26 protein-coding genes are annotated in these 24,174 nt (G+C 44.1%); 11 read left to right on the forward strand and 15 right to left on the reverse strand.

What is annotated here, in order from left to right; translation table 11 throughout:
• Window positions 1-54: 54 nt before the first annotated feature.
• Window positions 55-687, reverse strand: coding sequence for a response regulator (locus AB4133_RS09320; protein ID WP_017062609.1), 633 nt, complete (start codon window positions 685-687; stop codon window positions 55-57).
• The gene (narQ, locus tag AB4133_RS09325) at window positions 674-2,404 is read right to left on the reverse strand and encodes a nitrate/nitrite two-component system sensor histidine kinase NarQ (protein ID WP_372118135.1); all 1,731 of its coding nucleotides are present in this window, start codon (window positions 2,402-2,404) and stop codon (window positions 674-676) included. The genes AB4133_RS09320 and narQ overlap by 14 nt, the downstream gene beginning before the upstream one ends.
• A 253-nt stretch (window positions 2,405-2,657) precedes the next feature.
• Here narQ and napF point away from each other — a divergent pair, with 253 nt between their 5' ends.
• The 6 genes from napF (at window position 2,658) to AB4133_RS09355 (ending at window position 7,299) form a co-directional block, all read left to right on the forward strand.
• Window positions 2,658-3,137, forward strand: coding sequence for a ferredoxin-type protein NapF (gene napF / locus AB4133_RS09330; RefSeq protein ID WP_017067052.1), 480 nt, complete (start codon window positions 2,658-2,660; stop codon window positions 3,135-3,137).
• Between the two features lie 23 nt (window positions 3,138-3,160).
• A complete protein-coding gene (locus tag AB4133_RS09335; RefSeq protein WP_372224263.1) occupies window positions 3,161-3,466 on the forward strand; it encodes a chaperone NapD in 306 nt (101 codons plus the stop codon).
• Window positions 3,463-5,952 carry a periplasmic nitrate reductase subunit alpha gene (napA, locus tag AB4133_RS09340; protein ID WP_102393131.1) on the forward strand — a complete coding sequence of 830 codons (2,490 nt, stop codon included), beginning with the start codon at window positions 3,463-3,465 and terminating at the stop codon, window positions 5,950-5,952. The genes AB4133_RS09335 and napA overlap by 4 nt, the downstream gene beginning before the upstream one ends.
• A gap of 125 nt (window positions 5,953-6,077) precedes the next feature.
• Complete coding sequence (locus tag AB4133_RS09345; protein ID WP_017062614.1) at window positions 6,078-6,539, forward strand: nitrate reductase cytochrome c-type subunit; 462 nt, start codon at window positions 6,078-6,080, stop codon at window positions 6,537-6,539.
• Between the two features lie 29 nt (window positions 6,540-6,568).
• Entirely contained in the window at window positions 6,569-7,150 is a 582-nt protein-coding gene (locus AB4133_RS09350) for a NapC/NirT family cytochrome c (RefSeq protein ID WP_009845456.1), read from the forward strand.
• 11 nt (window positions 7,151-7,161) lie between these two features.
• Window positions 7,162-7,299 carry a TIGR02808 family protein gene (locus AB4133_RS09355; RefSeq protein ID WP_010430103.1) on the forward strand — a complete coding sequence of 46 codons (138 nt, stop codon included), beginning with the start codon at window positions 7,162-7,164 and terminating at the stop codon, window positions 7,297-7,299.
• A 127-nt stretch (window positions 7,300-7,426) separates the two neighbouring features.
• On the opposite strand, the gene phaC is transcribed toward AB4133_RS09355, so the two are convergent.
• The 5 genes from phaC to AB4133_RS09380 all read right to left on the reverse strand — a co-directional run bounded on the left by phaC (window position 7,427) and on the right by AB4133_RS09380 (window position 12,997).
• The gene (gene phaC / locus AB4133_RS09360; RefSeq protein WP_017072236.1) at window positions 7,427-9,253 is read right to left on the reverse strand and encodes a class I poly(R)-hydroxyalkanoic acid synthase; all 1,827 of its coding nucleotides are present in this window, start codon (window positions 9,251-9,253) and stop codon (window positions 7,427-7,429) included.
• Window positions 9,254-9,328: 75 nt separating this feature from the next.
• The gene (locus AB4133_RS09365) at window positions 9,329-9,676 is read right to left on the reverse strand and encodes a phasin family protein (protein WP_017062616.1); all 348 of its coding nucleotides are present in this window, start codon (window positions 9,674-9,676) and stop codon (window positions 9,329-9,331) included.
• A gap of 130 nt (window positions 9,677-9,806) precedes the next feature.
• The gene (locus AB4133_RS09370) at window positions 9,807-11,018 is read right to left on the reverse strand and encodes an acetyl-CoA C-acetyltransferase (protein WP_102320772.1); all 1,212 of its coding nucleotides are present in this window, start codon (window positions 11,016-11,018) and stop codon (window positions 9,807-9,809) included.
• 26 nt (window positions 11,019-11,044) lie between these two features.
• Window positions 11,045-11,785 (reverse strand): SDR family oxidoreductase, encoded by a 741-nt coding sequence (locus AB4133_RS09375; protein ID WP_017062618.1) that lies wholly within the window; start codon window positions 11,783-11,785, stop codon window positions 11,045-11,047.
• Window positions 11,786-12,313: 528 nt separating this feature from the next.
• Window positions 12,314-12,997: an SH3 domain-containing protein gene (locus tag AB4133_RS09380; RefSeq protein WP_017072234.1), complete on the reverse strand. Its 684-nt coding sequence runs from the start codon at window positions 12,995-12,997 to the stop codon at window positions 12,314-12,316.
• A 96-nt stretch (window positions 12,998-13,093) separates the two neighbouring features.
• On the opposite strand from AB4133_RS09380, the gene AB4133_RS09385 reads away from it, so the two are divergent.
• Together AB4133_RS09385 and AB4133_RS09390 are read left to right on the forward strand one after the other, a co-directional pair.
• Window positions 13,094-13,669 (forward strand): hypothetical protein, encoded by a 576-nt coding sequence (locus AB4133_RS09385; protein WP_372133679.1) that lies wholly within the window; start codon window positions 13,094-13,096, stop codon window positions 13,667-13,669.
• 269 nt (window positions 13,670-13,938) lie between these two features.
• Complete coding sequence (locus AB4133_RS09390; RefSeq protein WP_017062621.1) at window positions 13,939-14,181, forward strand: hypothetical protein; 243 nt, start codon at window positions 13,939-13,941, stop codon at window positions 14,179-14,181.
• 169 nt (window positions 14,182-14,350) lie between these two features.
• Here AB4133_RS09390 and AB4133_RS09395 read toward each other — a convergent pair whose 3' ends face one another.
• Complete coding sequence (locus tag AB4133_RS09395) at window positions 14,351-14,809, reverse strand: Lrp/AsnC family transcriptional regulator (RefSeq protein WP_017062622.1); 459 nt, start codon at window positions 14,807-14,809, stop codon at window positions 14,351-14,353.
• Window positions 14,810-14,958: 149 nt separating this feature from the next.
• Here AB4133_RS09395 and AB4133_RS09400 point away from each other — a divergent pair, with 149 nt between their 5' ends.
• Together AB4133_RS09400 and AB4133_RS09405 are read left to right on the forward strand one after the other, a co-directional pair.
• Complete coding sequence (locus tag AB4133_RS09400; RefSeq protein ID WP_017064490.1) at window positions 14,959-15,888, forward strand: DMT family transporter; 930 nt, start codon at window positions 14,959-14,961, stop codon at window positions 15,886-15,888.
• Window positions 15,889-16,046: 158 nt separating this feature from the next.
• The gene (locus AB4133_RS09405) at window positions 16,047-16,511 is read left to right on the forward strand and encodes a hypothetical protein (RefSeq protein ID WP_017064489.1); all 465 of its coding nucleotides are present in this window, start codon (window positions 16,047-16,049) and stop codon (window positions 16,509-16,511) included.
• A gap of 49 nt (window positions 16,512-16,560) precedes the next feature.
• Here the strand turns inward: AB4133_RS09405 and AB4133_RS09410 are convergent, their stop codons facing one another.
• The 6 genes from AB4133_RS09410 to AB4133_RS09435 form a co-directional block, all read right to left on the reverse strand.
• Window positions 16,561-17,934 (reverse strand): sensor histidine kinase, encoded by a 1,374-nt coding sequence (locus tag AB4133_RS09410; RefSeq protein WP_372224264.1) that lies wholly within the window; start codon window positions 17,932-17,934, stop codon window positions 16,561-16,563.
• Window positions 17,935-18,000: 66 nt separating this feature from the next.
• Window positions 18,001-18,732: a response regulator transcription factor gene (locus tag AB4133_RS09415; protein WP_017067448.1), complete on the reverse strand. Its 732-nt coding sequence runs from the start codon at window positions 18,730-18,732 to the stop codon at window positions 18,001-18,003.
• 81 nt (window positions 18,733-18,813) lie between these two features.
• Window positions 18,814-19,494, reverse strand: coding sequence for a spondin domain-containing protein (locus AB4133_RS09420; RefSeq protein WP_372112852.1), 681 nt, complete (start codon window positions 19,492-19,494; stop codon window positions 18,814-18,816).
• Between the two features lie 9 nt (window positions 19,495-19,503).
• Entirely contained in the window at window positions 19,504-20,187 is a 684-nt protein-coding gene (locus tag AB4133_RS09425; protein WP_372224265.1) for a spondin domain-containing protein, read from the reverse strand.
• Window positions 20,180-20,320: a hypothetical protein gene (locus AB4133_RS09430; protein WP_017067451.1), complete on the reverse strand. Its 141-nt coding sequence runs from the start codon at window positions 20,318-20,320 to the stop codon at window positions 20,180-20,182. The genes AB4133_RS09425 and AB4133_RS09430 overlap by 8 nt, the downstream gene beginning before the upstream one ends.
• A 254-nt stretch (window positions 20,321-20,574) precedes the next feature.
• Entirely contained in the window at window positions 20,575-20,916 is a 342-nt protein-coding gene (locus tag AB4133_RS09435) for a YggL family protein (RefSeq protein ID WP_004731398.1), read from the reverse strand.
• 254 nt (window positions 20,917-21,170) lie between these two features.
• On the opposite strand from AB4133_RS09435, the gene AB4133_RS09440 reads away from it, so the two are divergent.
• Window positions 21,171-23,198 (forward strand): PhoX family phosphatase, encoded by a 2,028-nt coding sequence (locus tag AB4133_RS09440; RefSeq protein WP_372224266.1) that lies wholly within the window; start codon window positions 21,171-21,173, stop codon window positions 23,196-23,198.
• Window positions 23,199-23,451: 253 nt separating this feature from the next.
• Here the strand turns inward: AB4133_RS09440 and AB4133_RS09445 are convergent, their stop codons facing one another.
• Window positions 23,452-24,072: a LysE family translocator gene (locus AB4133_RS09445; protein ID WP_248400753.1), complete on the reverse strand. Its 621-nt coding sequence runs from the start codon at window positions 24,070-24,072 to the stop codon at window positions 23,452-23,454.
• Window positions 24,073-24,174 lie beyond the last annotated feature (102 nt).

Raw genomic sequence — 24,174 nt, forward strand, 5'->3', positions numbered from 1 at the left:
ACAAAATGTATAAACAGTCAGGCTTGAAATAGTGTTATCTCAAAGGAACAAGCCCTACTTCATTTCACCATAGCGTTCTAGATACAGAACCGTTGCAGCGGTACGGGAAGGCACTTGCAGCTTTTTCAACAAGCTTTTCATATGTACCTTAACTGTCGATTCAGAAATAAACAGGTGATCGGCGATCTGCTTATTACGGTAACCTTTCGCGACTTCTTGAAGGATCTGCATTTCACGTTCAGTCAGTTGTTCGAAGATATCATTGCGGCTTCCAGCATCATTTAGGTAACGAGCAACCACACTGCTGTAAGCCTTGTCACCGCTGTGTGCTTGCTTAAGCAGTTCAATTAACTCATCGGGTTCAGTGTCTTTCAACAAGTAGCCATCAGCGCCTGCTTTTACAATCGCTTCAATGTCTGCAGGGCTATCAGAAACCGTTAGAATAACAATGTTTGCGCTAGAACCGTCAGTGCGAAGTGCTTTCAAGGTATCTAAACCAGACATGCCCTTCATATTGAGATCCAAAAGGATCAAATCAGGTTCTTCTTCATGAGCAAGAGCAACCGCTTCAGTGCCGTTACTTGCTTCTGCAATCACTTCGAATTCGTCTTCAAAGCTCAGTAATTGGCTTATACCTCTGCGCATCAATGGATGATCATCAACCAGCATTACTTTACAAATCGTCAACTTTAACTTCCTTCAAACTTTTATATTTCAATATGACTGTACAGCCTTCACCTTGCGCCGCTTCAATCGTCAAGTCGCCATTCAGTCTTGCCGCACGCTCCTGCATAATGCTCATCCCGTAGTGGTTCACCTTGGAACTACTTGAGTCAAAGCCATCTCCATTATCTTTTATCACGACTAATACTTCACCGTCCTCATCGATACAGCATACATCTATCAAGTCGGCATTGGCGTGTTTTATTGCATTTATTGTTGCTTCACGAATCAATTGAAGCAAGTGAACCTGACTATGCGCATCAAGCTCGATCGATGAGAGATTATTAGTGAGGTTAATCTTCGCATCGGTTCTCTCGCTGAGCGCCTCAAGCATGGTACTTAAGGCGTCTCCAAAGTTGCCCTCTTTAATGGTCAACCTAAATGTGGTGAGTAGCTCTCTTAACTGGGTATAAGCGTCGGCTAAGCCGTTTCCGATCTCAGACGCGATTTGTTCAGATTGCTCTCGGTGCTGTTGCTCTGGCAGTTTGCCAATCACACGCTTTAATAGTGTAACTTGAATTTTCAAGTACGACAGTGATTGAGCCAATGAATCGTGGAGTTCACGTGCAATCGTGGCACGCTCTTCCATGATAATAAGCTGTTCAGCTTTCTTTTGAGCACGATTGTAGTAGATCGCTCTCGATAGCAGTTGAATGAAGCTTTCGATCAGAGCTTTAGTTGAGTGCCCGTGGTGATATGAACAGTATAAATAGCCGAGAATAAGTTCGTTATCGTCGAGTTTCATCTCAAACTTTTCGTAGTCTAAATTCGAATCGTAACCTTCATCCATAATCAATGAACGGCCTGAGTTATCGACAATCTCGAGCCTCAGTGATCCAATCCCTTCCAAGCTCACGAGATGCTGCAAGATAGCTCGGAAGTTTTCAGGAGCAATACGCGTCACCGTGAGCTCTTGTGACGAGTTATAAAGTGCCTGCAGCGACTGGTTCGCATTTTGCAGCTCAATCGTCTTTGCATCCACCACATCTTCAAGGTTTCGATAAAGCACGCCTAAATCTTTGGCCATCGAGTTGAAGGTTTTGGTCAAAATGCCCATTTCGTTGTTACTGGTCACCTTGAGTTCTACCTCGAAGTCGCTGTTTTTGATTCTTTGGCTCGCACCGACAAGAGCATGTAGCGGTTTAACAACCTGTTTACGTACAAAATGAACAACAAAAAGAGATATGACGAGAATTCCGCCCAAACCGATACCACCAGCCCACGCCAGTTTAATCAATTTGTCTTCTGAGAATTCTTGCAGTTTAAAAACAAATCCATCGATTTCAGCCACGAAGTTTTCAACCAACACCAAGTAGTGATCGCGCTCTTCGCTATTCAAGACCTGTTTTAGCTCATGCCAACGGCCGATAATTAAATAGTAATCTTCTGTGATGTCTGTCGGAACATTCCAACTGACCAAATTGGTCATGGATGGCGAGTAAAGAGAACTTTCGAATTCACGAATATGAGATTCATAATCGACAGATTCTATTTGAATATCATGGGCTAAACGGTAGCTTTGCATTCGCATTGAACCGGCCACGTTAACCGCTTCCGCATCATTCAAACTTGAAGCCAAAGTAAAGATGGCAAAGCCAGTCGTAGCAACCGACAACAGCAGTATAGAGAGCAAAGATTTTGCTATCGTACTTGTTACAGATGAAACCGGTTTTATAAGCAAAAGTGCCTTCCTATTGATAAATGACTTGCCAGCGATATCGTATTGTCACACATCAAAAATCATAGCTCCATTCAATATGTGATCACTCGCTCCGTAATTTATTGATCTAAGACAATATATGCCCCCAATTAGCCCTTAGGGGGTATTTATACAATTGTTTCTAAAACTACACTACTTGTGAGGACTCATTACAAGATATTAATAGAATAATGACCTACAATTACAACATCTTAGTAACATCTATAGGTATCTAGTGGTAGATCTATCAAAACGCCGTCTTTTTTCTAGACGAAAAGTTGACTCAAGCCAGATTCGTTTGCCTTGGATTGACAGCCTAGAAAGCTTTACAGATGACTGTACTCGCTGCGGTAAATGCATCGAGAGTTGTGAGACTAAGATAATCATTGTAGGCGATGGTGGTTTTCCCACTGTAGATTTCTCTATTGATGAGTGTACGTTCTGCTATCAATGTGCAGATGTTTGTCCCGAACCCATTTTTAAGCCAAAGCAAGGAGAGCCTTGGCAAGCAAAAGCACAAATCTCTGATAAGTGTTTAGCGCAACAAAATGTTGAATGCCGAAGCTGTGGTGACATGTGTGAACCTATGGCCATTCAATTTCAACTTAGAGCAGGCAGTGTTGCTCTACCAAAAATCAAGTTAGATGAGTGTAGCGGTTGTGGCGCCTGCGTAGCAATTTGCCCTACTTCGGCTATTCTTGTGAGTAATGCATAAAACAAAAATAACGAGAGCAATTTATGGCACTAAATGAAGTGCATATATCAAGTTTAGTCGTGCATGTGAGCCCTGAGCATCTAAATGAGATCAAAGCGGAGATCGAGCAATTCGATAACGCTGAAATCTACGGAGATAGCCCTGAAGGCAAAATCATCGTGGTCCTAGAAACTGAAAACCAAGGTTTTGTAACGGACACCATCGAATCAATAAACAACATTAAGAACGTTTTGGGGACAGCTTTGGTTTATCACCAAATCGAAACTGGACTCGACGAAACGGATTTAGAAACTGGAAGCAACAATTCTCAACTTGAGGGTGAAGTATGAAAATGACAAGACGTGCGTTTGTGAAAGCAAACGCAGCTGCATCAGCGGCAGCCGTTGCAGGTGTAACTCTACCGGCAACAGCAACCAACCTGATTGCTAGCTCTGATCAAACAAAAATCACGTGGGATAAAGCGCCTTGTCGTTTTTGTGGTACGGGCTGTTCAGTACTAGTAGGTACTCAAAACGGTAAAGTGGTTGCGACTCAAGGCGATCCAGAAGCTCCTGTAAACAAAGGCCTTAACTGTATTAAAGGCTACTTCCTTTCAAAAATCATGTACGGTAAAGACCGTCTTGAGACTCCTCTACTTCGCATGAAAGACGGTGAGTTCCATAAAGATGGTGATTTCGCACCCGTATCTTGGGACAAAGCGTTCGACGTGATGGCTGAGAAATGGAAAGCTTCACTGAAGAAGAACGGTCCAACAGGTGTTGGTATGTTCGGTTCAGGCCAATGGACAGTAATGGAAGGCTACGCAGCCGTTAAGATGATGAAAGCGGGTTTCCGTTCAAACAACATAGATCCAAACGCTCGTCACTGTATGGCTTCTGCTGTAGTAGGCTTCATGCGCACTTTCGGTATTGATGAGCCAATGGGTTGTTACGATGACTTTGAACACGCAGACGCATTCGTACTGTGGGGTTCAAACATGGCAGAAATGCACCCAGTACTATGGACTCGTATTACAGACCGTCGTCTAAGCCACCCACACGTTAAAGTAAACGTACTGTCTACTTACTACCACCGTTCTTTCGAGCTTGCAGACACGGGTTACATCTTCGAACCTCAATCAGATCTAGCAATTGCTAACTTCATTGCTAACTACATCATTCAAAACGATGCCGTTAACTGGGACTTCGTGAACAAGCACACGAACTTCAAGCAAGCAACGACAGACATCGGTTACGGTCTGCGTGACGATGATCCACTACAGAAAGCAGCCGCAAACCCTAACTCAGGCGAAATGACTGCTATCTCTTTCGAAGACTACAAAGCGTCTGTTGCTGAATACACAGTTGAGAAAGCGTCTGAAATGTCAGGTGTATCTCAAGAAGACCTTATCAAGCTGGCTAAGCAATATGCCGATCCAAACATCAAAGTAATGTCACTTTGGACTATGGGTATGAACCAACATACTCGTGGCGTATGGATGAACAGCCTTGTGTACAACATCCACCTTCTTACAGGTAAGATTTCTACTCCAGGTAACAGCCCATTCTCACTAACTGGCCAACCGTCAGCGTGTGGTACAGCGCGTGAAGTTGGTACATTCGCTCACCGTTTACCTGCCGATATGGTGGTTGCTAACCCTAAACACCGTAAAATTGCAGAAGATATCTGGAAACTTCCAGAAGGCACCATTCCACCGGTACCCGGCGCTCACGCTGTTCTTCAAGACCGTATGTTGAAAGACGGTAAAATCAACGCTTACTGGGTAATGTGTAACAACAACATGCAAGCGGGTCCAAACATCAACACTGAACGTCTGCCAGGTTACCGTAACCCAGATAACTTCATTGTATGTTCTGACCCGTACCCAACGGCAACAGCTCAAGCGGCTGACCTCATCCTTCCAACAGCAATGTGGATTGAGAAAGAAGGCGCTTACGGTAACGCAGAGCGTCGTACACAAGCATGGTACCAACAAGTGAAAACTGTAGGTGAAGCTAAGTCTGACCTATGGCAAATCATGGAATTCTCTAAGCGCTTCACTATTGAAGAAGTTTGGGGTGAAGAACTGGTTGCGAAAATGCCTGAGTACCGTGGCAAAACCATGTACGACGTGCTTTACAAAAACGGCAACGTTGATGCATTCCCACTGTCTGAAGCTCAAGAGCTTAACGACGATGCACAAGCTCAAGGTTTCTACGTTCAAAAAGGTCTATTCGAAGAATACGCAGCCTTTGGTCGCGGCCACGGTCACGATTTAGCACCATACGATCGCTACCACCAAGTTCGTGGTCTACGTTGGCCTGTTGTTGACGGTAAAGAGACACTATGGCGCTTTAAAGAAGGTTCAGATCCATATGCTAAGAAAGGTTCTGATTGGGACTTCTACGGCAAACCAGATGGTAAAGCACTGATCATCAATGCACCATACGAAGCGCCACCTGAAGTACCAAACGATGAATACGATATGTGGCTATGTACAGGTCGTGTTCTTGAGCACTGGCACACAGGTACTATGACTCGTCGTGTACCAGAACTTTACAAAGCAGTACCGGATGCACTTTGTTACATCCACCCTGCTGATGCTAAAGCTCGTGGTCTTCGCCGTGGTGATGAAGTTCTTATCGAAAACAAACGTGGTGAAGTACGCGTTCGTGTTGAAACTCGTGGTCGTAACCGTCCACCACAAGGCTTGGTATTCGTACCATTCTTTGATGCAAGAATTCTGATCAACAAGTTGATCTTGGATGCAACGGATCCTCTGTCTAAACAGACGGATTACAAGAAGTGTCCAGTTAAGATCACTAAGGTCGCTTAAGGACAATATGTTCTTACCACTTAGCTCGTAGATCTGACGTTTTTAATATTGCGACTGCTTTTTTCGTTACTTTTTGAAAGAAGTAGTCCACTCAAAGAATTAGCCTTTAGGCGGAGAAATTAACCATGAAAAAACTGATTACTGCCCTACTATCAGCTGGTCTTTTGCTAGCTGGTGCAGTTCAAGCTGAAGCTGAACTGGATAACCCAGGCGGCATTGGTGGCGTAGAATCTCTACGTGGTGCAAGTGAACTTGAAGCAACTCGCGCAGCAGATGACTTCAAAAAGTTCCCTCGTGACCAAGTACTTGAGAGTGACTACGTATACCAACCACCTCTAGTGCCTCATACTATTCGTAGCTATGAAGTTTCTCTTAACGCTAACAAGTGTCTTTCTTGCCACAGCTGGAAAAACGCAAAAGAAATGGGTGCTACTAAAGTGAGTGTAACTCACTACATGAACCGTGAAGATGCGGTACTTGCAGACGTATCACCTCGTCGTTACTTCTGTCTACAGTGTCACGTACCTCAAGCTAATGCTAAGCCACTAGTTGAGAACGAGTTCAAACCTGTAGATTCACTGCGTTAATCGTAGCCGGACTGTAAGAGAGGCTATATATGATAAAATTACTTAAAGCGTTTTGGAAAAGACTTGCGACACCAAGCAAAGCAGCCGTAGGCGTTGTTTTGTTCTTGGGTTTCTCGGGTGGTCTTTTGTTCTGGGGTGCATTCAACACGGGTATGGAGGCAACCAACACGGAAGAATTCTGTTCTGGCTGTCACGCACCTATCGTTGCTGAAATCCAAGAGACAATTCACTACTCTAACCGTTCTGGTGTTCGTGCTATCTGTTCAGACTGTCACGTTCCTCATGAATGGACAGATAAAATTGTTCGTAAGGTTCAAGCATCTAAAGAGCTATACGCACACTTTATTGCGAAAACCATCAATACTGAAGAAAAGTTCAAAGCACGTCGTGCTCACCTAGCGGAACGCGAATGGGCTCGATTGAAGAAGAACGATTCACTTGAGTGTCGTAACTGTCACCAGTTCGATTACATGGACTTCTCAGAGCAGAGCCCCCGTAGTGCGAAACAACACTCGACTGCGCTAGCTTCTGGTGAAAAAACGTGTGTAGACTGTCACAAAGGTATTGCACACAAACTACCAGACATGCACGGCGTTGAAGGCTGGCAATAAGGAGCGATTGAATGAGTACTTTAGAAAGCGTAATTTGGCACATCCTAGGTTACAGCGCTATGCCAGTTATCATTCTTGGTGGCTTTGCAGGTGTTGCAGCCGTATCTCTTTGGATTTTATCTATGGGTAAAGACAAAGAAATCGATTAACAATCGAGATTCCATCAACTTCTACCAGATAATTCTGATATGAGTTGATACGAAAAAGCCACTGATTTCAGTGGCTTTTTTATTATCTGACGTTGTGTATCTTTATAATTGAATGTGACTTAACGCCCTAAGCTTCGTTTTCTGGCGCTTCTTTCTCTGCGGTCTCTTTATCAACCTGCTCTTGATCGACAATCGGCAGCACCTGTTTTACATAGTTGCCTGGCGCTTTGCCAATCACAGGATTAAGCTCTGAGCCTTGATTGAAAGGTTCGATTTTTTCGTCAGTTTCAAAACCTTGTAGCCACTGATTCCAGTGTGTCCACCAAGACCCCTCATTATGAGTCGCATTAGTTAGCCACTCATCCGCCGAGTCGTCTAGGTTGTCATTCAGCCAGAACCCGTACTTCTTCTTATCTGGATGGTTAACAATACCCGCGATATGACCAGATTCACCAAGCACGAACGTCTTGTTGCCACCGGTATTCAAGGCACCACGGTAAGTCCCCTGCCAAAGCGCGATATGATCTTCTTTCGCTGAAATGAAGTAGCTTGGTATTTTTATCTTATTGAGATCAATCCAGACACCGCCTACTTTCACGCCTTTGTCTTGAACAAGTTTATTCTCAAGGTAAAGCTCACGCAGCAAGAAATTATGGCATTTAGCTGCAACGTTAGTGCTGTCACTGTTCCAGTACAACAGATCAAACTCCATTGGGCTGCTGCCTTTTAGGTAGTTATCAATGTAGTAGTTCCAGTACAGGCTGTTTTCACGAAGCAAACTGAATGTCACGCTTAATGAACGACCATCCATGAATCCTTTAGCATCGTTCTGTTTCTCAATGGCGTTAATGATCGTTTCATTGATATATGCGCCAACCTCTCCCGGCTGAGAGAAGTCTAATAGAGTCGTAAAAAAGGTCGCAGTTTTAATGCGTTTCTTCATTCTTTTAGCAGCATAGTAAGCGACCGTTGAAGCGAGAACAGTACCACCAATGCAGTAACCTGCAGCATTGATTTGCTCTTTACCCGTGATATCTTCAATTGCCGTCACGGCTTTCGCTACGCCTTCCGTGACATAGTCACCGAACTCTAAGTCTTTTTGCGCTTCACCTGGGTTGCGCCAAGACATCATGAAGACGCTGTGCCCTTGCTCAAGCAACCAACGAACCATTGAGTTCTTTTCACGAAGGTCGAGAATGTAGTACTTATTGATGAATGGAGGAACGATCAACAAAGGCGTGGCGTTCACCTGAGGTGTTTTTGGGTAGTATTGAATAAGCTCGAACAGATCATTTTGAAAAACGACATCACCTTCCGTGTTCGCAACATCAACACCTAATCGGAAGGCATTATTGTTGGTCATACGGATCTTGAGGATATCCGCGCTCGCTTCAACGTCAGCTTGTAGCTGCTCTAGCCCATCTAGCAAGTTCTCACCATTGCGCTCAAGCGTTAGCTTCATCAACTCTGGGTTAGTCGCAATGAAGTTACTAGGAGAAAGAGCATTGATAGCCTGACGTGAAAAGAACGCCACACGTTCCTTGGTTTTCTCGTCTATGCCTTCGATTGAATTAATGGTGTCTATATAGCTTTTGCTGAATAACAAATAAGACTGCTTGATAAAGCTGTAAAACGGGTCATTTTTCCACGCTTCATCAATAAAGCGTTTATCACTGCGCTCTTCAGTAATGACGCTTTCGGTATTACCCATCAGTGCGGCATTTTGCCAAATCTTAAGTTGCTGTTCCCACCACTGGGATTGTAACTGAAGGAGAACGGCGGGTTGGTTAGCGGCTTGCTCGAAGATTTTTGACGCATCATCAAAATTCAACTCTTGCATCGCTTGATTTAGGGGAGATTGCGCGGCTTCCTTGTTTTGTTCAAAGTTTTCCCACCATTGCTGGTTTGTTTGTTGAAGTTTAACAAGGTAGTCCGAAAAGAAGTGTTGAAACATAACATGACTCCAATAATCGGAAAATCGCCACCGAGCCTCACAGTAAACACTGTGCTGACTCGATGGCGATTTTATTTATGCAGGTGTAACTGTTTTCAAGTTTTCAGTTGTTAGTGTTTCAACATCTTCTTTGAACTCTTTTGCAGCAGCTTGCATTTTTGAGCTATCACTCATCATCTGTTGAGACAATTGAGTTAGCGCTGCTAGTTGCTGGCTGTTGAACGCCGTTAGGCTAGTCACGTCTTTGATTTCAGTCACTGCTTTCATTTGCGCAAGACCCATGTTCGTGTAAGTCTGCATTGCATTCATTTGCAGTTCTGTCATCGTTTGGACGTTCTTTGCAACCAACTTGTTGAACTTTAAGTACGGTTCAAATTGCTTTTCAGTTTGGTCAGTAATTGTTTTGAAAATATCCGTGTACATAAGTAACTCCTGATGAATACATAGTTTAATAAATTTGTGTCACTATCGTTTCAGCCAACGCTCATCGATTAACTCGCGATGCTTTGAAAAGCTGATCCGATATTTAAGCTTGCTACCGATATATCAGGCTCTAACCTTCAATACCTTTTAGCAAAACAGCGGTTCCCATTCCCCCACCCACACAGAGTGAAGCAACGCCATAAGTCGTTTTCTGTTCAAGCATTTCATGGATGAGTGCAACAATAATTCGATTGCCTGAAGCACCTAAAGGATGGCCAAGCGCGATTGCACCACCATTCACATTGACCTTTGGCTTGAACTCATCAAGCGGTAAGTCATGCTGCTCTGACAATTGGTACATTACGCCAAGAGCTTGTGCTGCAAACGCTTCATTCAATTCAAACAAATCTACTTCTTCTAGAGTGAGATTCGCCTTATCAAGCGTTTTAGAAACGGCTTCTACTGGGCCTAAACCCATAATCTTTGGATCTAATCCAGACTGTGCGTAGCTCGTTAGCTCTACCAGTGGTGTCAGTCCGTATTTCGCTACTGCACTCTCTGAGGCTAAGATGATTGCACTCGCGCCATCATTGATGCCCGAAGCGTTACCTGCCGTAACAGACCCTTCACGGTCAAAAGCTGGACGAAGCTTTTGCAGACCTTCGAATGTCGCGTCTGACTTCGGATACTCATCGGTATCAAAAGTGACGGTTTGTCTGCGCTGCTTAACTTCTACAGGCACGATTTGCTCGTTAAACTTACCCGCCTCTATCGCAGCAACGGCTTTTTGTTGGCTTTCTAAGGCATAGTTATCTTGAGCTAGGCGCGAAATATTCAACGTGTTCGCGATATTTTCAGCGGTCATGCCCATGTGGTAGTGATTAAACGCATCGGTTAAGCCATCACCAACCAGTAAGTCTTTCATTGAGATGTCACCCATTTTGTGACCATTACGAACGCTCGCTGGTACCACAAAAGGAATTTGTGACATCACTTCAACGCCAGCAGCAATAACCACTTCAGCATCTTGTGCTTTGATGTGCGCCGCTGCGTCCATCACTGATTTCATTCCGCTGCCGCAAATCATGTTCACGCCGTATGCTGGTGTTTCCTCAGGAAGCCCTGCATAGATGGAAGCCTGACGAGCAACCCCCATGCCTTGACCTGCCGAAATCACGTTGCCGACGATTACTTCATCAATCGCATCTAACGAAAGATCGACAGACTCAAGTGCACCTTTGATCGCAACGCCAGCCAGTTCACCCGCAGATACGTTTTTTAGCGACCCGGTAAATGCACCAATAGGAGTGCGCTTAGCCGCAACAATAAATACTTTTTCCATCATTCCAACCCCTTCAGTTTCGCCAATTACTGCATGTACAAGCCGCCATTCACAGACAATGTTTCGCCTGTAATGTACGCGCCAGATTCACTCGCTAAAAAGCCCACTGCATCTGCAATTTCAACAGGTGTTGCTAAGCGTTTCATCGGAATTTGGTTCTTGATTGAATCCAGTACTTCAGGCTTCATTTGCTCAACCATAGGAGTTGCTGTGTAGCCAGGGGCAATCACGTTCACGGTTACGCCGCTACGAGCGCCTTCTGCAGCCAAAGCTTTAGAAAAACCAATCATTCCAGCTTTCGCTGCTGAGTAGTTAGTCTGTCCAAATTGACCTTTAAGACCATTGACGGAAGAGATGTTGATGACACGGCAGTTACCCTTTTCACACATAGGAGCGAACAAAGGTTGAGTCACGTTGAACAAACTGTTTAAGTTCGTTTCAATCACATCTTTCCACGCTTCGGCATCCATCTTTTTAAAGACGCTATCACGTGTAATACCTGCGTTATTGACTAGTACATCCACCGTGCCTTCTTCTTCTAACAACTTGCTTAAGCTCAGCGCACATTCCGCAGTATTGGTAACATCTAATTCAAACAATCTCACTTGATCTTCGGTGAATTGTTTTTCGTTAAACCAATCCAAGGCACATTGGTAATTTCCAGTAAAATAAGTCGCGATAACACGATAGCCGTCTGCAACTAATTTAGAGGAAATTGCTGAGCCGATACCGCCTTTTGACCCTGTAATTAAAGCAAGCTTTTTCATTAATGGTTCCATCCCTTACAAGCAATTAAATAACAATGATGTTAATAAGATAATGTCTTAGCTGATAATTAAACTTTACGTTTTGCTTTAATTAAACCCTACAACTCAAAATCAAAAAGTATTATTACAAATATAAAATATTTTCGTATTATGATTAAAAACTAGACTTGCATCCCAAAATTAATGAAATGTTACGAACATGTAAATTAACGCAAAGCTCTGATATTAATAAGGTTTATTTAATTTTACTTTTATCAACAAGCAGATAAGCCTTTGTTAATACGAGATAAATCTATATCTCCCAGCTTGTTTCAAGAATAATGCAATGTGGGAATTTGAAATGATTGATCACGAGAATAATAACAAAACTATTATTAGAAATTAATAAATGGTTCCTAATGATTCTATATGAGCTTCAATATAATTAACGTTCTAAATGGGGACGATGAGCATTATGAATAGACAAAAAGCCCACTCAATCTATGAGTGGGCTTAAGTAAATAGCATTAATAAATTGAGCGTGGGATCTTACTTCGTAAATATTTCATTTGTATTTACATCAAGATAAATTTTGTTTTCAAGGGACAACCCACCACAATAAATAAAATAGACATCTCGATTGCTGTACTTAACAGATTTCACCCATCCGCCTAATTCTTCAAAATCACTTGGGGCACACTCCCCCTCAGAGATCAGTTTAGCCACCGAATTACGGAATTTTTCTTGATGGATCTTGAGGTCATCAGACTTAACCAAATAGGAATCCAATATCTCTTTGCTTTCTTTTTCCGAAATAATGACTTCATCATTCGATAAGCCTGACATAGAGACCCATTCCGCCGTCTGTGGGCCGCCATCTTTAAGGACAATATAGTCTGAGATACGAGCCCATTCTCCCTGTTTCTCGAGTACCTCCACCTTTTCCCCTTTGTAGAGGTAATCCGTTATCAAGCCATCAATTTCAGGTTGCTCGACCACTTCTAGCTTTCTCTCCAAAACGTAAAATTCCGTCTGCTCTGGTTCAGGCTGAAGATCCATGATGGGTACGAGGTCAGATTCAGATTGCTCGGTAGCTTCTAACGCCGGCTCTTCCGTTTTCTCTTGTGGGATTGGGTCTTTATTCATGACTAAGAAGTAGTATGCCGCTCCTCCCCCTCCGCCCAATATCAACAACACAAGTAAAGCGATCAGCGCTTTTTTCATCAAATCCACCAGCTCTTCCGTTATAGGTATGTCTCAAGTGTACATCAACTCATGCTGCTGCTCATCTATACTCTCAATAGAGCGCACGGTAAGTAGAGGAAAGTCATGAGTTTTTGGGGGAAAGTTATCATTGTAAGCGTAACTTTGAGTGCCAATGTCGCTCTAGCGAATCATTGTGACCGTGAAAACTGGCAAACACTGTTGGATCGTCAGCTCTCTTTTGAAGGTCGCTATAGTCAGTACACCAAAGAGTTCAACCAAGTTCTTTCAACCTATGAGTCACAGACATTGTTATCTAAACACTTTAATGAAAAGCAGATCATTGAGCTTTGGGCAAAGTACGAAGAAAGGTTTAATGTGCAGCTCAATAGTCATATGAATACCGCGTATGACGTCTCCGAGGTTTTGCTACAACAGGCGTATTTTGTGTCTAGTGAACTTGAAGGCGCTGACTCTCTAGCGTATTCATGGCAAGCCGTCGCCAAACACTGCACCAAAGCAAAACTCCCACGCCAGGCAGAAAGCGCGCAGGTGCACGTCCAAAGCTCACAATCACTCTCCCGAGATCTCCATACACTCAGTGAAAAATTCCGTCAGCTGTCTTCAAAATACCGCAGAGAAGCGACGATGATTGACGAAGCCCGCCACATAAACCAACCAGCAAACGGTGCATCAAACTGAAATCACCATTAGATTCTCTCACTCGTTCGACTGGACTTTTCCGATAAATATGCTCAATCCCATTCATAATATTCTAAGAACTCGTTAATCAAAGCTTTATCAATAGGTTGTAAAAGTAATGTGCTATCTATCAACAATGAAGTTCAATTTCCGACCAATGCAAGCGAGTATGTGAGATATTCATCACAAAATAGATTTACAAACGCCAGAAAATTGTTATCATGAATCTTCATATAACTTAATAACAAGAAACATTTTGGCTAGGTAATATGCAAAAGACTATGGCTTTCAACTGCTTGAGTAACACGGAATGGACTGCAGAGATAAGAGGTAAACTTTTATCTGTAGCTAAACACATGGAAGAGTTCGGTTCAGTAAGTGAGCTAGAGCTATGTAAGATATTTGGAGAGACAATTTGGAATGACGGCGTGGATTATCATTCACATGCTTTTTCATTCAGAATTAATGCACAAACTGGGGATTGTTCAATCTCTAACTTTAAGTATCACTAAGTTTTGCACCTATCATATACGGAGTACCTTTCACGAGGTGCTCCGTTTTTTATTGCCTGAAGCCTGACACTTAATGGATGATTTTTGATATTGACCGCGCTTCTACTTCAGGAGTAAACCATTTCGTTTTCAGCTCATTCTGCCTTCGTGTTACTGCTCAGAGTTTGGCTTAATCGGTATAAATTGGCAGTGGTGCATTGCCTTTTACTTGTCTTATCGCAAGGTGGGTATGAATATCTTTCACGTTAGAGAGCCTTTGAAGTTTTCTTGTAAATGCCTCGTAGGCCATCAAGTTCGGGCTAACCACTTCTAGCAAATAGTCATAAGCCCCAGATACAACGTGGCAACTGATCACCTCTTCCATCTCTACAACAGCCGCCTCAAACTTATCTATCGACACTTCTTGGTGGTTGTTTAGGCTCACCTCAACAAACACACTCATTGCGATGCCGACTTGTTCTCGTGACAAGCTCACACGATAACCGTCAATAATGCCCTTTTCTTCTAGCCTTTTAACTCGTCTTGCACAAGGCGAAGGTGATAAACCCACTTCATCAGCAAGTTCAGCCGTGGTTAACCTGCCATCTTTTTGTAACAGTTCGAGAAGATGTCTATCAATTCTATCCATAGTAAATGCCAAACATTAGTTAAATCCGTTAATTATTTGGTGAATATTAGCAGAAATCATCAACGATAGTTCAAGTTTAGCCAAAACTTGCCAACCTGTGGCACACCAACTGTTCCATAATGAGTCATCACCCACTCTCCTTCTATATTATGAATCTTGGCTACTTATCTATTACTGTCACCCTACTCATTTGGGCGAGCTTTTTTCTTTCTCTTAAAGGCGGCGCAAATTCAGATTTAACACCTGCCGATATCGCTCTCACAAGATTTCTCATACCGGCTTTGGTGTTATTGCCTTTGATGTGGAAAGCACGCAGCGCAATTGCCGTCGTCCCTAAACGGTATCTAACGGGTATGTTCGTAGGTAGCGGATTACCTTATCTGCTTGTTGCCGGAACGGCCATGCAGTTTGTTCCGGTATCTCATGGCAGTGCTCTTGTTCCGGGCACGCTTCCTCTGTTCGTTACAGGAATTGCGGTACTCTTTTTTAAGCAGCCACTCAGCCGACATCGTGTTGTTGGTTTAGGTTTGGTTTTGCTCGGCATACTGTTGTTTTTAGGGAGTAGCTTAAGCAGCTTCAACTTCGAATACACCAAAGGTCATTTGTTGTTTTTATGCGGAAGCTTAATGTGGGCGATGTTCACCATCTCAGCCCGTGTCGCTAATCTTAATGCGTTAGTCAGTGCCGGTTTTATTTCTCTCTGTTCTACTTTGCTTTTACTCGTCCTAATCCTGACTGGAACCCTCCCAAGCCACCTAATGGACACACCAATCGCTAATTGGCCCTTCACGGAGCTTGCCGTTCATTCAACAGTGCAAGGCGTTGGGGCGGGTTTAATCGCTGCGTTCACTTACCTTTATGCGGTTAATACCTTAGGGGCTGAACGCTCTGCCGCTTTTGGCAGTGCAACACCCGCAGTGGCGACCTTGTTGGCGATCCCACTATTCAACGAGATTCCTGATGCGATGACTTGGCTCGCCCTTGGTTCTATTTGCATCGGCAGTTTGGTCGCGAGCAACATATTCATGAGAAACGACCAGTCGATGCAGTACCAACCGCCAAGCCATAGCAAAGCCTGATACTGCGTTCAAACCTAAATACAGTTCCCCTAAGCATCGATTTTAGGGCTTGTAGTACACAGATAAGCCTGCCAACGCAGGCTTATCTAAAATCTGCTTTTTCTAAACTCGCTTCTCCATTAAACTGTCCGACCTTTTTGCAGATCCAAGAGAACACCATGCAACGCGACTACACCTTAAATTGCTTAATCACCATGCCTCGCCATGAACTAGAAGAATTTAGTTTAAGAATGATTCATCGCCTTGTACCTGAAGATGCAATGACGGAATTGTTTACGTTCGAGCAAGAAGAAGTCACCAGCGAAGAGCGCATGCAATCAGCAAAATTTGACGCAATGCTTCGAATGACCGCTATCGCGCTTGGTGAAGTGAACCTCGCCTTCTCAGAGTCGGATAACTCGCAACAGAACATTGAGCGAATGACTCGCCTACTGCTTTGGCACTTCTACTCAATTTCTTTCAACCTTGAAGAAGCAATCGCAATCGAAGTGCACTGTGAGAAAGTAGAAAAGATCTTAAAGAACGCACCTAAAGATGCGTTTGGCTGGGTTAAAGAATTAACTGAGCTGCTTCACTTCTACGCGAAAGTGAACGAAGGTAACGAAGACAGAAAAGACGCTTAACGTTACTTCTACGTAAGTACACATCAAGCTAAATCGAAGGCAGATAGAGCTATACCGAAGGCAAGTAAAAGCTTTGCTGAAAGGAGTTCTCTGCCTTTGTTGTTTCTAGCACACTGTGATGCAACATCAGTATCGACTGCGCGATCTTGGTTCCTATTCCCAAAGAACCATTCGGCGCTTCCAGTTCAACCTCATTATGAATCACCACCTTCACCCGTTTGGAATCCGCTTCAAAACCAACATCTAACGACACCACAGTGCCACTTGGGCTATGCCTCAATGCATTATCTAACAGATTCAAAATCAACCTCTCAAGCAGATCACTGTCACCCACAGCCTTGATTCCAATAGGCATATTAATGTTCAACTCAACATTTTTATGGCGATATTTGCTTTGTATCGTTTCTAAGCATTCGCTCATCAGCCCATTGAAATCGATTGAAGCGTATTGATATGTGGGTACCGGGTTATCTTTCTTGGCGCTATCTAACAGCGAATGGAGCTGTTCAGATAACTTGTTGCCATTGCGATATGCCACATCTATGAGTGGATCCGAATGTGGGTTTTGAATCCTCCACGTTTCTAGATACCCCAATACACTCGACAATGGCGTTTTCAAATCATGACTGAGCTGTAATAAGCTTTGTCTTCGATGTGACGACTGATATTCAAGTTGCAAAAATTGCTGTTGAATGTGCTTCGCCATCAACTGATACGAGCGTGCAATCGGCACCAATTCTGGTACTTGATGAATGAAGTTCGGGTCCAATCGAAAATCTTGCTCTGCTTGTTGTTGCAGCTTGTTGGTTACTGCTTCTATTGGGTTTAACAGGCTACGTTTAACCAATAGATAAGCCCCAACTGCAAAACCCAAGATAGAGATCAGCATAAGTCCTGCTAGCGCCATATAAGGTGTGTCGACTTGCGAATTAGCAATCACGGTATGGCGATTACTGCCAATCAACACATACAGATACCCAACTGTTGAACCCAACTCTTCAATCGCAGCAACGGAAAACACCTTACGAGAATCAGGATTGATAGGGTCTTCGCCAAGAATCGGATAAGGCTCGTCATTTAAAAATTGTCTAATGGGTGCTAAGTCTATCTGGCTTGCCAACACAGTGCCTTCTGGCGCAGCGTGCGTCGTGATATTTCCTTGGCTGTCGAGAAAATAAATGTCGAAATCGGGACCAATCAACATCAAGGTATGAAATATGGATTTAAGGGCTTTGGGGTTGTAGTCAGTGCCAATCATCAAAGGATTATCATCGCGCATGTGAACCGCGAGCTCTTTGTGTAAGCTCTGTTTAGTTCTCTGCTCTATGGTCTCTTTTTGCCAATGATAGGTGTAAGCAATCACCACACTCACGAGCAGAAACCACAAACTGGTGAACAACACTAAACGCGATTTGAAACTCATGTTCTCTCCTCGATGGCTCTTAGGTCTTACTGGCCTTTTAGTAAACTTCGGACGCGACACATAGGCCTAAGCTTTCGACTCAAACTTATAACCAACACCCCAAACGGTTTTAATGAAATCATCATCACTATTCGGCATCGCAAGCTTGGTTCTTAGACGGTTGACTGTGCTACACACGGTATGGTGATAGCCAGAGTGATGAGTATTCCAAACATGATCGAGCAGCTCGTCTTTGCTATACACACGCCCCGGGCGGGTTGCTAAGAAATGAAGTAAGGTAAACTCGGTAGCTGTCAGCGGTACGTCTTGGTTATTGAGTGACACCTGATGGCGTTCAGGTTGAATAGTGAGCACACCAAAATTCATAATCGATTCTGCTGTCACAACCTCTTGAGTCGCTGATTCGACATGGCTTAAACGGCGAAGCACGTTCCTCACTCTTGCTTGAAACTCGAGAACGCTGAAAGGTTTCGTTATGTAGTCATCAACACCGGCTTCTAAGCCTGACACCTTATCTAACTCAGCGTCTCTTGCGGTTAGCATGAGTACTGGCGTCCAATCCTCTTGCTGACGCAACATTCGACAGAAATCGAGTCCGTCACCGTCTGGTAAGCCACGATCCAGTACGATCAAATCGAAATGACCCTCTTTATAGAGCGCCTGAGCCTTTTCAATCACATTAGCTCTGATTACGTTATGCCCTTGGAACTTAAGATGCATCTGCACCAGTTCAGCCAAGTCATCATCGTCTTCAACCAACAATATGTTTGCCATCAAATTTACCGCAGCACTATTCATGATCCCTGCTCTATTCTGAGTCCGCCCACCTTTCAATTGACCGGAACAGAGCAGGAATTCTTTCATCGTGCTTTCAACCTGTTACTGAGTTCGAGTAATGGTGATTCTTGCACCGGGGTTAAGGAAACGATGATTTGCACTTAAAGTAGAAGTCGTAAGGCCATCATCTTGGCTGATTACGCCAGAGTGAAAACTCACTATATCGGTGTCGTCTCGTGTGGTATTAAAACCTTCACCACCGCCTGCTGGTCCCGGAATGGTTGCAGCAAGCTCATCGTTCAGCTCAGTTCCCGAATCCCAAACATTCATGTTCATGGTAAAGGTATCACCCACCGCTAATGACTTGAGCGATAATCCGGATTCGCCGACAAACGCATCATTGGTGTTCACCAACATGGAAGCAACTGAGATATACCCTTCTTGATTTGGGTCGACACGAATCGACACCGTGTCTTGCTCACCTGAAAGAATCAGTCCATTGCCTGAGATGCCTTGATAAACATTGGCGTCACTGTCACTGAGCGCAAGCAATTGTGCATTACTACCCCCTTCCGCCAAGTATTCCAGATCGACAGAGGCACTTTGCCCAACTTCAAACAGATCAAAATTCGTATTGTGAGTCAACACCGCGAGTGGTGACATTGGTTGATTGTGGGTGAGGTTAGTAACACTCACATCATAGCGATAGTAATCGTCGTCATCGTCCGGACAACCCGCTAACACAGCTACTGATGCAGCGATAAATAGAATTCTAGCTTTCATACATCCCCCTTACTTCACAACAATGGTGATAGTTGCAACAGGGTTTAACCATCGATGGCTACTGCTATCGAGGTCACTGATGCCGCCCGCCGCATCACCATCACCAATGTTACCTGGATGAATATGAACCTTAGCGTTTGATACTGCCGTTTCTACACCTGTGCCACCAGCGCCAAAGGTAATGAATGGAGGGTTCGGCATACTGCCCGCCAGCTCATCATTGGCTTCTGTGCCTGCGTCATAACCATTTAGAGTCGCTTTGTAGGTGCCCGCTTGAGTTGGGATCTTCCAGCTATCTAGACCAACAAAGCCGTCGTTTGTCGGCAGCAACATTGCACCCAATGATAGGTACTCTAAATCACCAGTACTGATATCAAACGTAGTTGCGACGCCTGGATTGAGGATGCCGGCCGCTGGGTTCTCAACCACCACGCCTCCCGCGTTGGCAATGACACCAGATAAACCTGAAATATCGCCACCTTCGGCCATGGACTCTAGTTCCGAAGAAGCCGTTTCACCCGTTCTAAACATGAACAAGCTTGAGTCATGAGCCACCGCTAAGATAGGCGTAAAGTAGATCCCTTTCGTTGCATTAGTGACAGTGACTTCAAGCTCAGCAGCCTGAACTTGAGCCGCTCCGAAGGCCAACATAGCCGAGCTGATCACTAAGCTGATTTGAGTACGTTTATTCATTTTGATTCCATCCTTTATCGAGTCCTATCGTTGCCAACAAAACGAATAACAGCGATATACCGTTACCTTTGCCAGAACGAACTGTGGTGTTGTTGACTCTAAGAATGACGATCAAATCTATCAGCAACTTCATTGAATTCTCATAAAACTCTCACAAGTTTATTCAAACTTCTTACTATCCAGAAAGACAGCCGTAAGAAACTGATATGTAGTTAGAAACTCTCGTTCTAGAAATGAAAGTTACACAAGGGATCATGGTTCAAGAATAGCGCAGACCAAACGCAAAAAGGCCCAATCGATATACCGACTGGGCCTTTCACTGATGTATAAAGCTTCTCTCAGGAAAGCTCTATTCGCTTCCAACTGAGCTAGCCGAACAACACCAATTTAGAATGCGTAGTTTGCGTCAACAAGTTCGCTTACTTCTACTTTGCTTACTTCTGCGCGAGCTTCAAGCCACTGCGCTACTTGCAGTTGCTCTGCTTCTGTCACTGAACGGTAGCGCTCAATAGAACATAAGAAACCTTCGAACAGCTCTAGACCACCGCCACCAAAGCACAGGCCTATGCTGTCGATAAAATCGATAAATTCATCGATGAACACATCGTATTGGTCAAAATCAGCAATCGAAGTCGTGCAGCTTACTTCAAAACCTAGAATAGCGAATTCACCTAGGTATAACTTCTTGCGTAGGCGACGATTTTTGTTTTCGATTTTATCTAATTTCATAACTGTCTCTCTTTTCGTTTGATAAAGCATTTATACACAGTTCTTCGTTAATTCCCAAGAGTTTTGTATTGCACGAGAGGCTTAGCAGCAAAAATCGTGCTACAGAAACAAAACCTTAATCAAAACTATAAAAATCTGTCACTTAACTGCTTCACGATTGCTCACACATCAGCCCAAGTTATTAACCAATTCATTAGTAAGTGGGTAAGTCATAAATAACGAATAATAAAGTCAGCCAACAGGAAGCAGTCCCGATGAGCAAGGAAACATTTGATAGCACTCGATTCAATAAGAGTAACAACAAGCCTTTCGAAGAAGTTCTAGATGCGAACCTTTCAAGAAGAAACGTTCTGAAAGGCGGTTTAGGCATCAGTGCAATGACCGCATTTGGCGCGTTTGGTTTAGCGGGTCACAGCACGGCTAACGCTGCGACAATGCAAACAACGGGCGCACAAAAAAGCACTGCAACACTTGCATTCGAATCGGTTAAAGGATCATTGACAGACAGTGTCGTTGTACCAAAAGGCTATACAGCACAAGTATTAGTTCCTTGGGGTACTCCACTTAACAAGCAAGGCAAGGCGTGGTTAGAAGACGGAACCAACAACGCACAAGATCAAGCAAACTCACTGGGCATGCACCACGATGGCATGCACTTCTTCCCGCTTAATGGCAACAGCAACGACGGTTTGTTGGTGATTAATCACGAATACATCGACCAAAAAGCACTGCACGCTAATGGTCCTACATACGATGAAGGCAACCGCCCTAGCCTTGATGAAGTACGTAAAGAGATCAACGCACACGGCGTGAGTGTGGTTCGTGTAAGACTTGAAGGCAACCAATGGGTGATGGTCGATAACGATCCTCTGAACCGCCGCTACACAGGCGCGACCGTAATGGATCTGTCTGGTCCTGTTGCACACAGTGAATTTACCAAAACCAAGTTCTCACAAGACGGCAGCCAAGCTCGTGGCACGTTGAACAACTGTGGTAATGGCTACACACCATGGGGCACTTACCTAACGTGTGAAGAAAACTGGCCGGGTTATTTCGTTAACAAAGGCGAGACAACACCAGCGCAAGAACGTATTGGTATCGCTACCGACAAAACACGTTACGGTTGGGACACGCTTTCTGGTGACAAACAAGAACGCCTAGACGAATTTGCTCGCTTTGACGTAACACCAACAGGTGAGTCAGCAATGGACGATTACCGTAACGAAGCACACGGTCACGGCTACATTGTTGAAATCGACCCATACACAGCAAACTCTCGCGCTAAGAAACGTTCTGCACTGGGTTGTTTCCGTCACGAAGGCTGTACGTTTGGTAAGTTGACCGAAGGCGAGCCAATCGTATTCTACTCTGGTCACGATTCTCGCTTTGAATACCTTTACAAATTCGTTTCTGAAGCAAATTGGGACCCGCGTGACGCAGAGCCTAGCAATCGCCTAAGTGCAGGTGATAAGTACATGGACAAAGGCACACTGTATGTGGCTAAGTTCAACGATGATGGTTCAGGTACTTGGCTACCACTAACGTTGGGCAGCAAGACTACAAACGGCGGTAAGCTAGGTGATTCATTTGACTCTCAAGCAGCGCTTATCATCAATACAGCAGGCGCTGCCGACCTTGTTGGTGCAACGCCAATGGATCGCCCTGAATGGTGCTCTGTTGACCCAATGACAGGTACGGCTTACCTAACGCTGACTAATAACAACAAGCGTAAAGAAGCGAACTCTGCAAACCCTCGCGTAGACAACAAGTTCGGTCATGTTATCCGTTGGGATGAAGGCAAAACGGCAGGCGAGTTCGATTGGGATATCTTCGTATTTGGTTCACCAGCAGTGGAAGACAAGTCTATTAACCGCTCTGGTCTAACAGACATGAACCAGTTCGCGAGTCCTGACGGCTTAGCGTTTGATGCTCGTGGTATTTTATGGATTCAGACAGATAATGGCGCAGACGAAGTCACTGGCTACACCAATGACCAAATGCTGGCAGTGGTTCCATCTCAATTAACGGATGACCAAGGCAACAGCGCGGTAATTGATGCAAACAATCAAGCGCAGCTAAAGCGTTTCTTTGTGGGACCAAACGGATGTGAAGTAACAGGCTTTACCATCAGCCCAGATTTCAAGTCACTGTTTGTGAACATTCAACACCCGGCAAACTGGCCATCGTCTGAAGATGCAACCGCACAAACTCAAGGCAAAGTCCGCCCAAGAGCATCTACGGTTGTGATTCGTCGAGAAGACGGCGGTGAAATCGCGGTTTAAATATACAACGCAGGCTAATCAGAAACATTTCTGTTATCTAGTTTCTGTTCGCTAGCTCAGTAAAATCAAAAAGAGCGATAAGGCCAAATGCCCTATTGCTCTTTTTATATTCTATGCATTCTTCGGTTTAAGTAAGGAACCAAGCCTTAAAAACTTATCATCATCCAAAGAGCTCGTCATACCAAGCTCTAGTCATCCTCGAGAAGGAGGGACGACTGAGTCGGAGATCTCTAACCGTTATCGCTTTTCAGAATTAACTCACGAACAGCCACACACCAACACCCATCATCAACGTACCAGCAATACGGTTCATCAACTTAACGTTATCCGCCTTGCCGAGCATATGTTTTAAGCTCTTACCGCCGGTCGCGTATAAAGTCATGCAAACAAACTCAGAAACCAGAATGATCGACACGAGAATGAGTAACTGCGGTACTAAGTCTTTATTGCTGTTAATAAAAGGAGGCAGCAAAGAAATCATAAACGCCCAGCCTTTTGGGTTCGCAATTGCAGTGACAAAACCTTGAACCACCAAGTCCCAATCATTGCTGACTTTTGTTGTTTGGTTGTCAGTACTGATCGCCAGTTTGCCTCTCGAACGCCACATCTGAACGCCTAAATAAAACAGGTAACCCGCACCAACAAATTTAAAGCCCGTAAATAGCCATGGGTAATTCAACATGATCGAAGCGATACCCAATACCGCGGCAATAGAAACCACAGCGACACCAGCCAGTTCACCGATCATCATCCATAATGTACGCTTGTATCCAACACTCATTCCAAGTGTCAACGCCAAAGTCATACACATACCGGGCGTGATTGACACGAAGAAAAACGTGGGAATAAAAGCCCAAAGTAGTGCGCTATCCATATTATTACCTTATCGACTTGTTTTTATTTATTAGTTCTTGTTTCTTGATCGGGCTTGAAATGAAGCGAGGTTGAAACGAAGCAGTAATGACAATAAACAATA

The sequence above is a fragment of the Vibrio sp. 10N.286.52.F8 genome (assembly GCF_041468745.1).
In the GTDB taxonomy this organism is placed as follows: domain Bacteria; phylum Pseudomonadota; class Gammaproteobacteria; order Enterobacterales; family Vibrionaceae; genus Vibrio; species Vibrio crassostreae_C.

Excerpts from the sequence above, each read along its gene's own strand:
- AB4133_RS09350 (WP_009845456.1), top strand. The coding sequence starts at position 6,569 with ATGATAAAATTACTTAAAGCGTTTTGGAAAAGACTTGCGACACCAAGC.
- AB4133_RS09410 (WP_372224264.1), bottom strand. The coding sequence starts at position 17,934 with ATGAGTTTCAAATCGCGTTTAGTGTTGTTCACCAGTTTGTGGTTTCTG.
- AB4133_RS09375 (WP_017062618.1), bottom strand. The coding sequence starts at position 11,785 with ATGAAAAAGCTTGCTTTAATTACAGGGTCAAAAGGCGGTATCGGCTCA.
- AB4133_RS09435 (WP_004731398.1), bottom strand. The coding sequence starts at position 20,916 with ATGAAATTAGATAAAATCGAAAACAAAAATCGTCGCCTACGCAAGAAG.
- AB4133_RS09385 (WP_372133679.1), top strand. The coding sequence starts at position 13,094 with ATGAGTTTTTGGGGGAAAGTTATCATTGTAAGCGTAACTTTGAGTGCC.
- AB4133_RS09355 (WP_010430103.1), top strand. The coding sequence starts at position 7,162 with ATGAGTACTTTAGAAAGCGTAATTTGGCACATCCTAGGTTACAGCGCT.
- AB4133_RS09370 (WP_102320772.1), bottom strand. The coding sequence starts at position 11,018 with ATGGAAAAAGTATTTATTGTTGCGGCTAAGCGCACTCCTATTGGTGCA.
- napA (WP_102393131.1), top strand. The coding sequence starts at position 3,463 with ATGAAAATGACAAGACGTGCGTTTGTGAAAGCAAACGCAGCTGCATCA.
- AB4133_RS09425 (WP_372224265.1), bottom strand. The coding sequence starts at position 20,187 with ATGAATAAACGTACTCAAATCAGCTTAGTGATCAGCTCGGCTATGTTG.
- AB4133_RS09430 (WP_017067451.1), bottom strand. The coding sequence starts at position 20,320 with ATGAAGTTGCTGATAGATTTGATCGTCATTCTTAGAGTCAACAACACC.
- AB4133_RS09395 (WP_017062622.1), bottom strand. The coding sequence starts at position 14,809 with ATGGATAGAATTGATAGACATCTTCTCGAACTGTTACAAAAAGATGGC.
- AB4133_RS09345 (WP_017062614.1), top strand. The coding sequence starts at position 6,078 with ATGAAAAAACTGATTACTGCCCTACTATCAGCTGGTCTTTTGCTAGCT.
- phaC (WP_017072236.1), bottom strand. The coding sequence starts at position 9,253 with ATGTTTCAACACTTCTTTTCGGACTACCTTGTTAAACTTCAACAAACA.
- AB4133_RS09390 (WP_017062621.1), top strand. The coding sequence starts at position 13,939 with ATGCAAAAGACTATGGCTTTCAACTGCTTGAGTAACACGGAATGGACT.
- AB4133_RS09400 (WP_017064490.1), top strand. The coding sequence starts at position 14,959 with ATGAATCTTGGCTACTTATCTATTACTGTCACCCTACTCATTTGGGCG.
- AB4133_RS09420 (WP_372112852.1), bottom strand. The coding sequence starts at position 19,494 with ATGAAAGCTAGAATTCTATTTATCGCTGCATCAGTAGCTGTGTTAGCG.
- AB4133_RS09405 (WP_017064489.1), top strand. The coding sequence starts at position 16,047 with ATGCAACGCGACTACACCTTAAATTGCTTAATCACCATGCCTCGCCAT.
- AB4133_RS09440 (WP_372224266.1), top strand. The coding sequence starts at position 21,171 with ATGAGCAAGGAAACATTTGATAGCACTCGATTCAATAAGAGTAACAAC.
- AB4133_RS09415 (WP_017067448.1), bottom strand. The coding sequence starts at position 18,732 with ATGAATAGTGCTGCGGTAAATTTGATGGCAAACATATTGTTGGTTGAA.
- AB4133_RS09335 (WP_372224263.1), top strand. The coding sequence starts at position 3,161 with ATGGCACTAAATGAAGTGCATATATCAAGTTTAGTCGTGCATGTGAGC.
- AB4133_RS09445 (WP_248400753.1), bottom strand. The coding sequence starts at position 24,072 with ATGGATAGCGCACTACTTTGGGCTTTTATTCCCACGTTTTTCTTCGTG.
- AB4133_RS09365 (WP_017062616.1), bottom strand. The coding sequence starts at position 9,676 with ATGTACACGGATATTTTCAAAACAATTACTGACCAAACTGAAAAGCAA.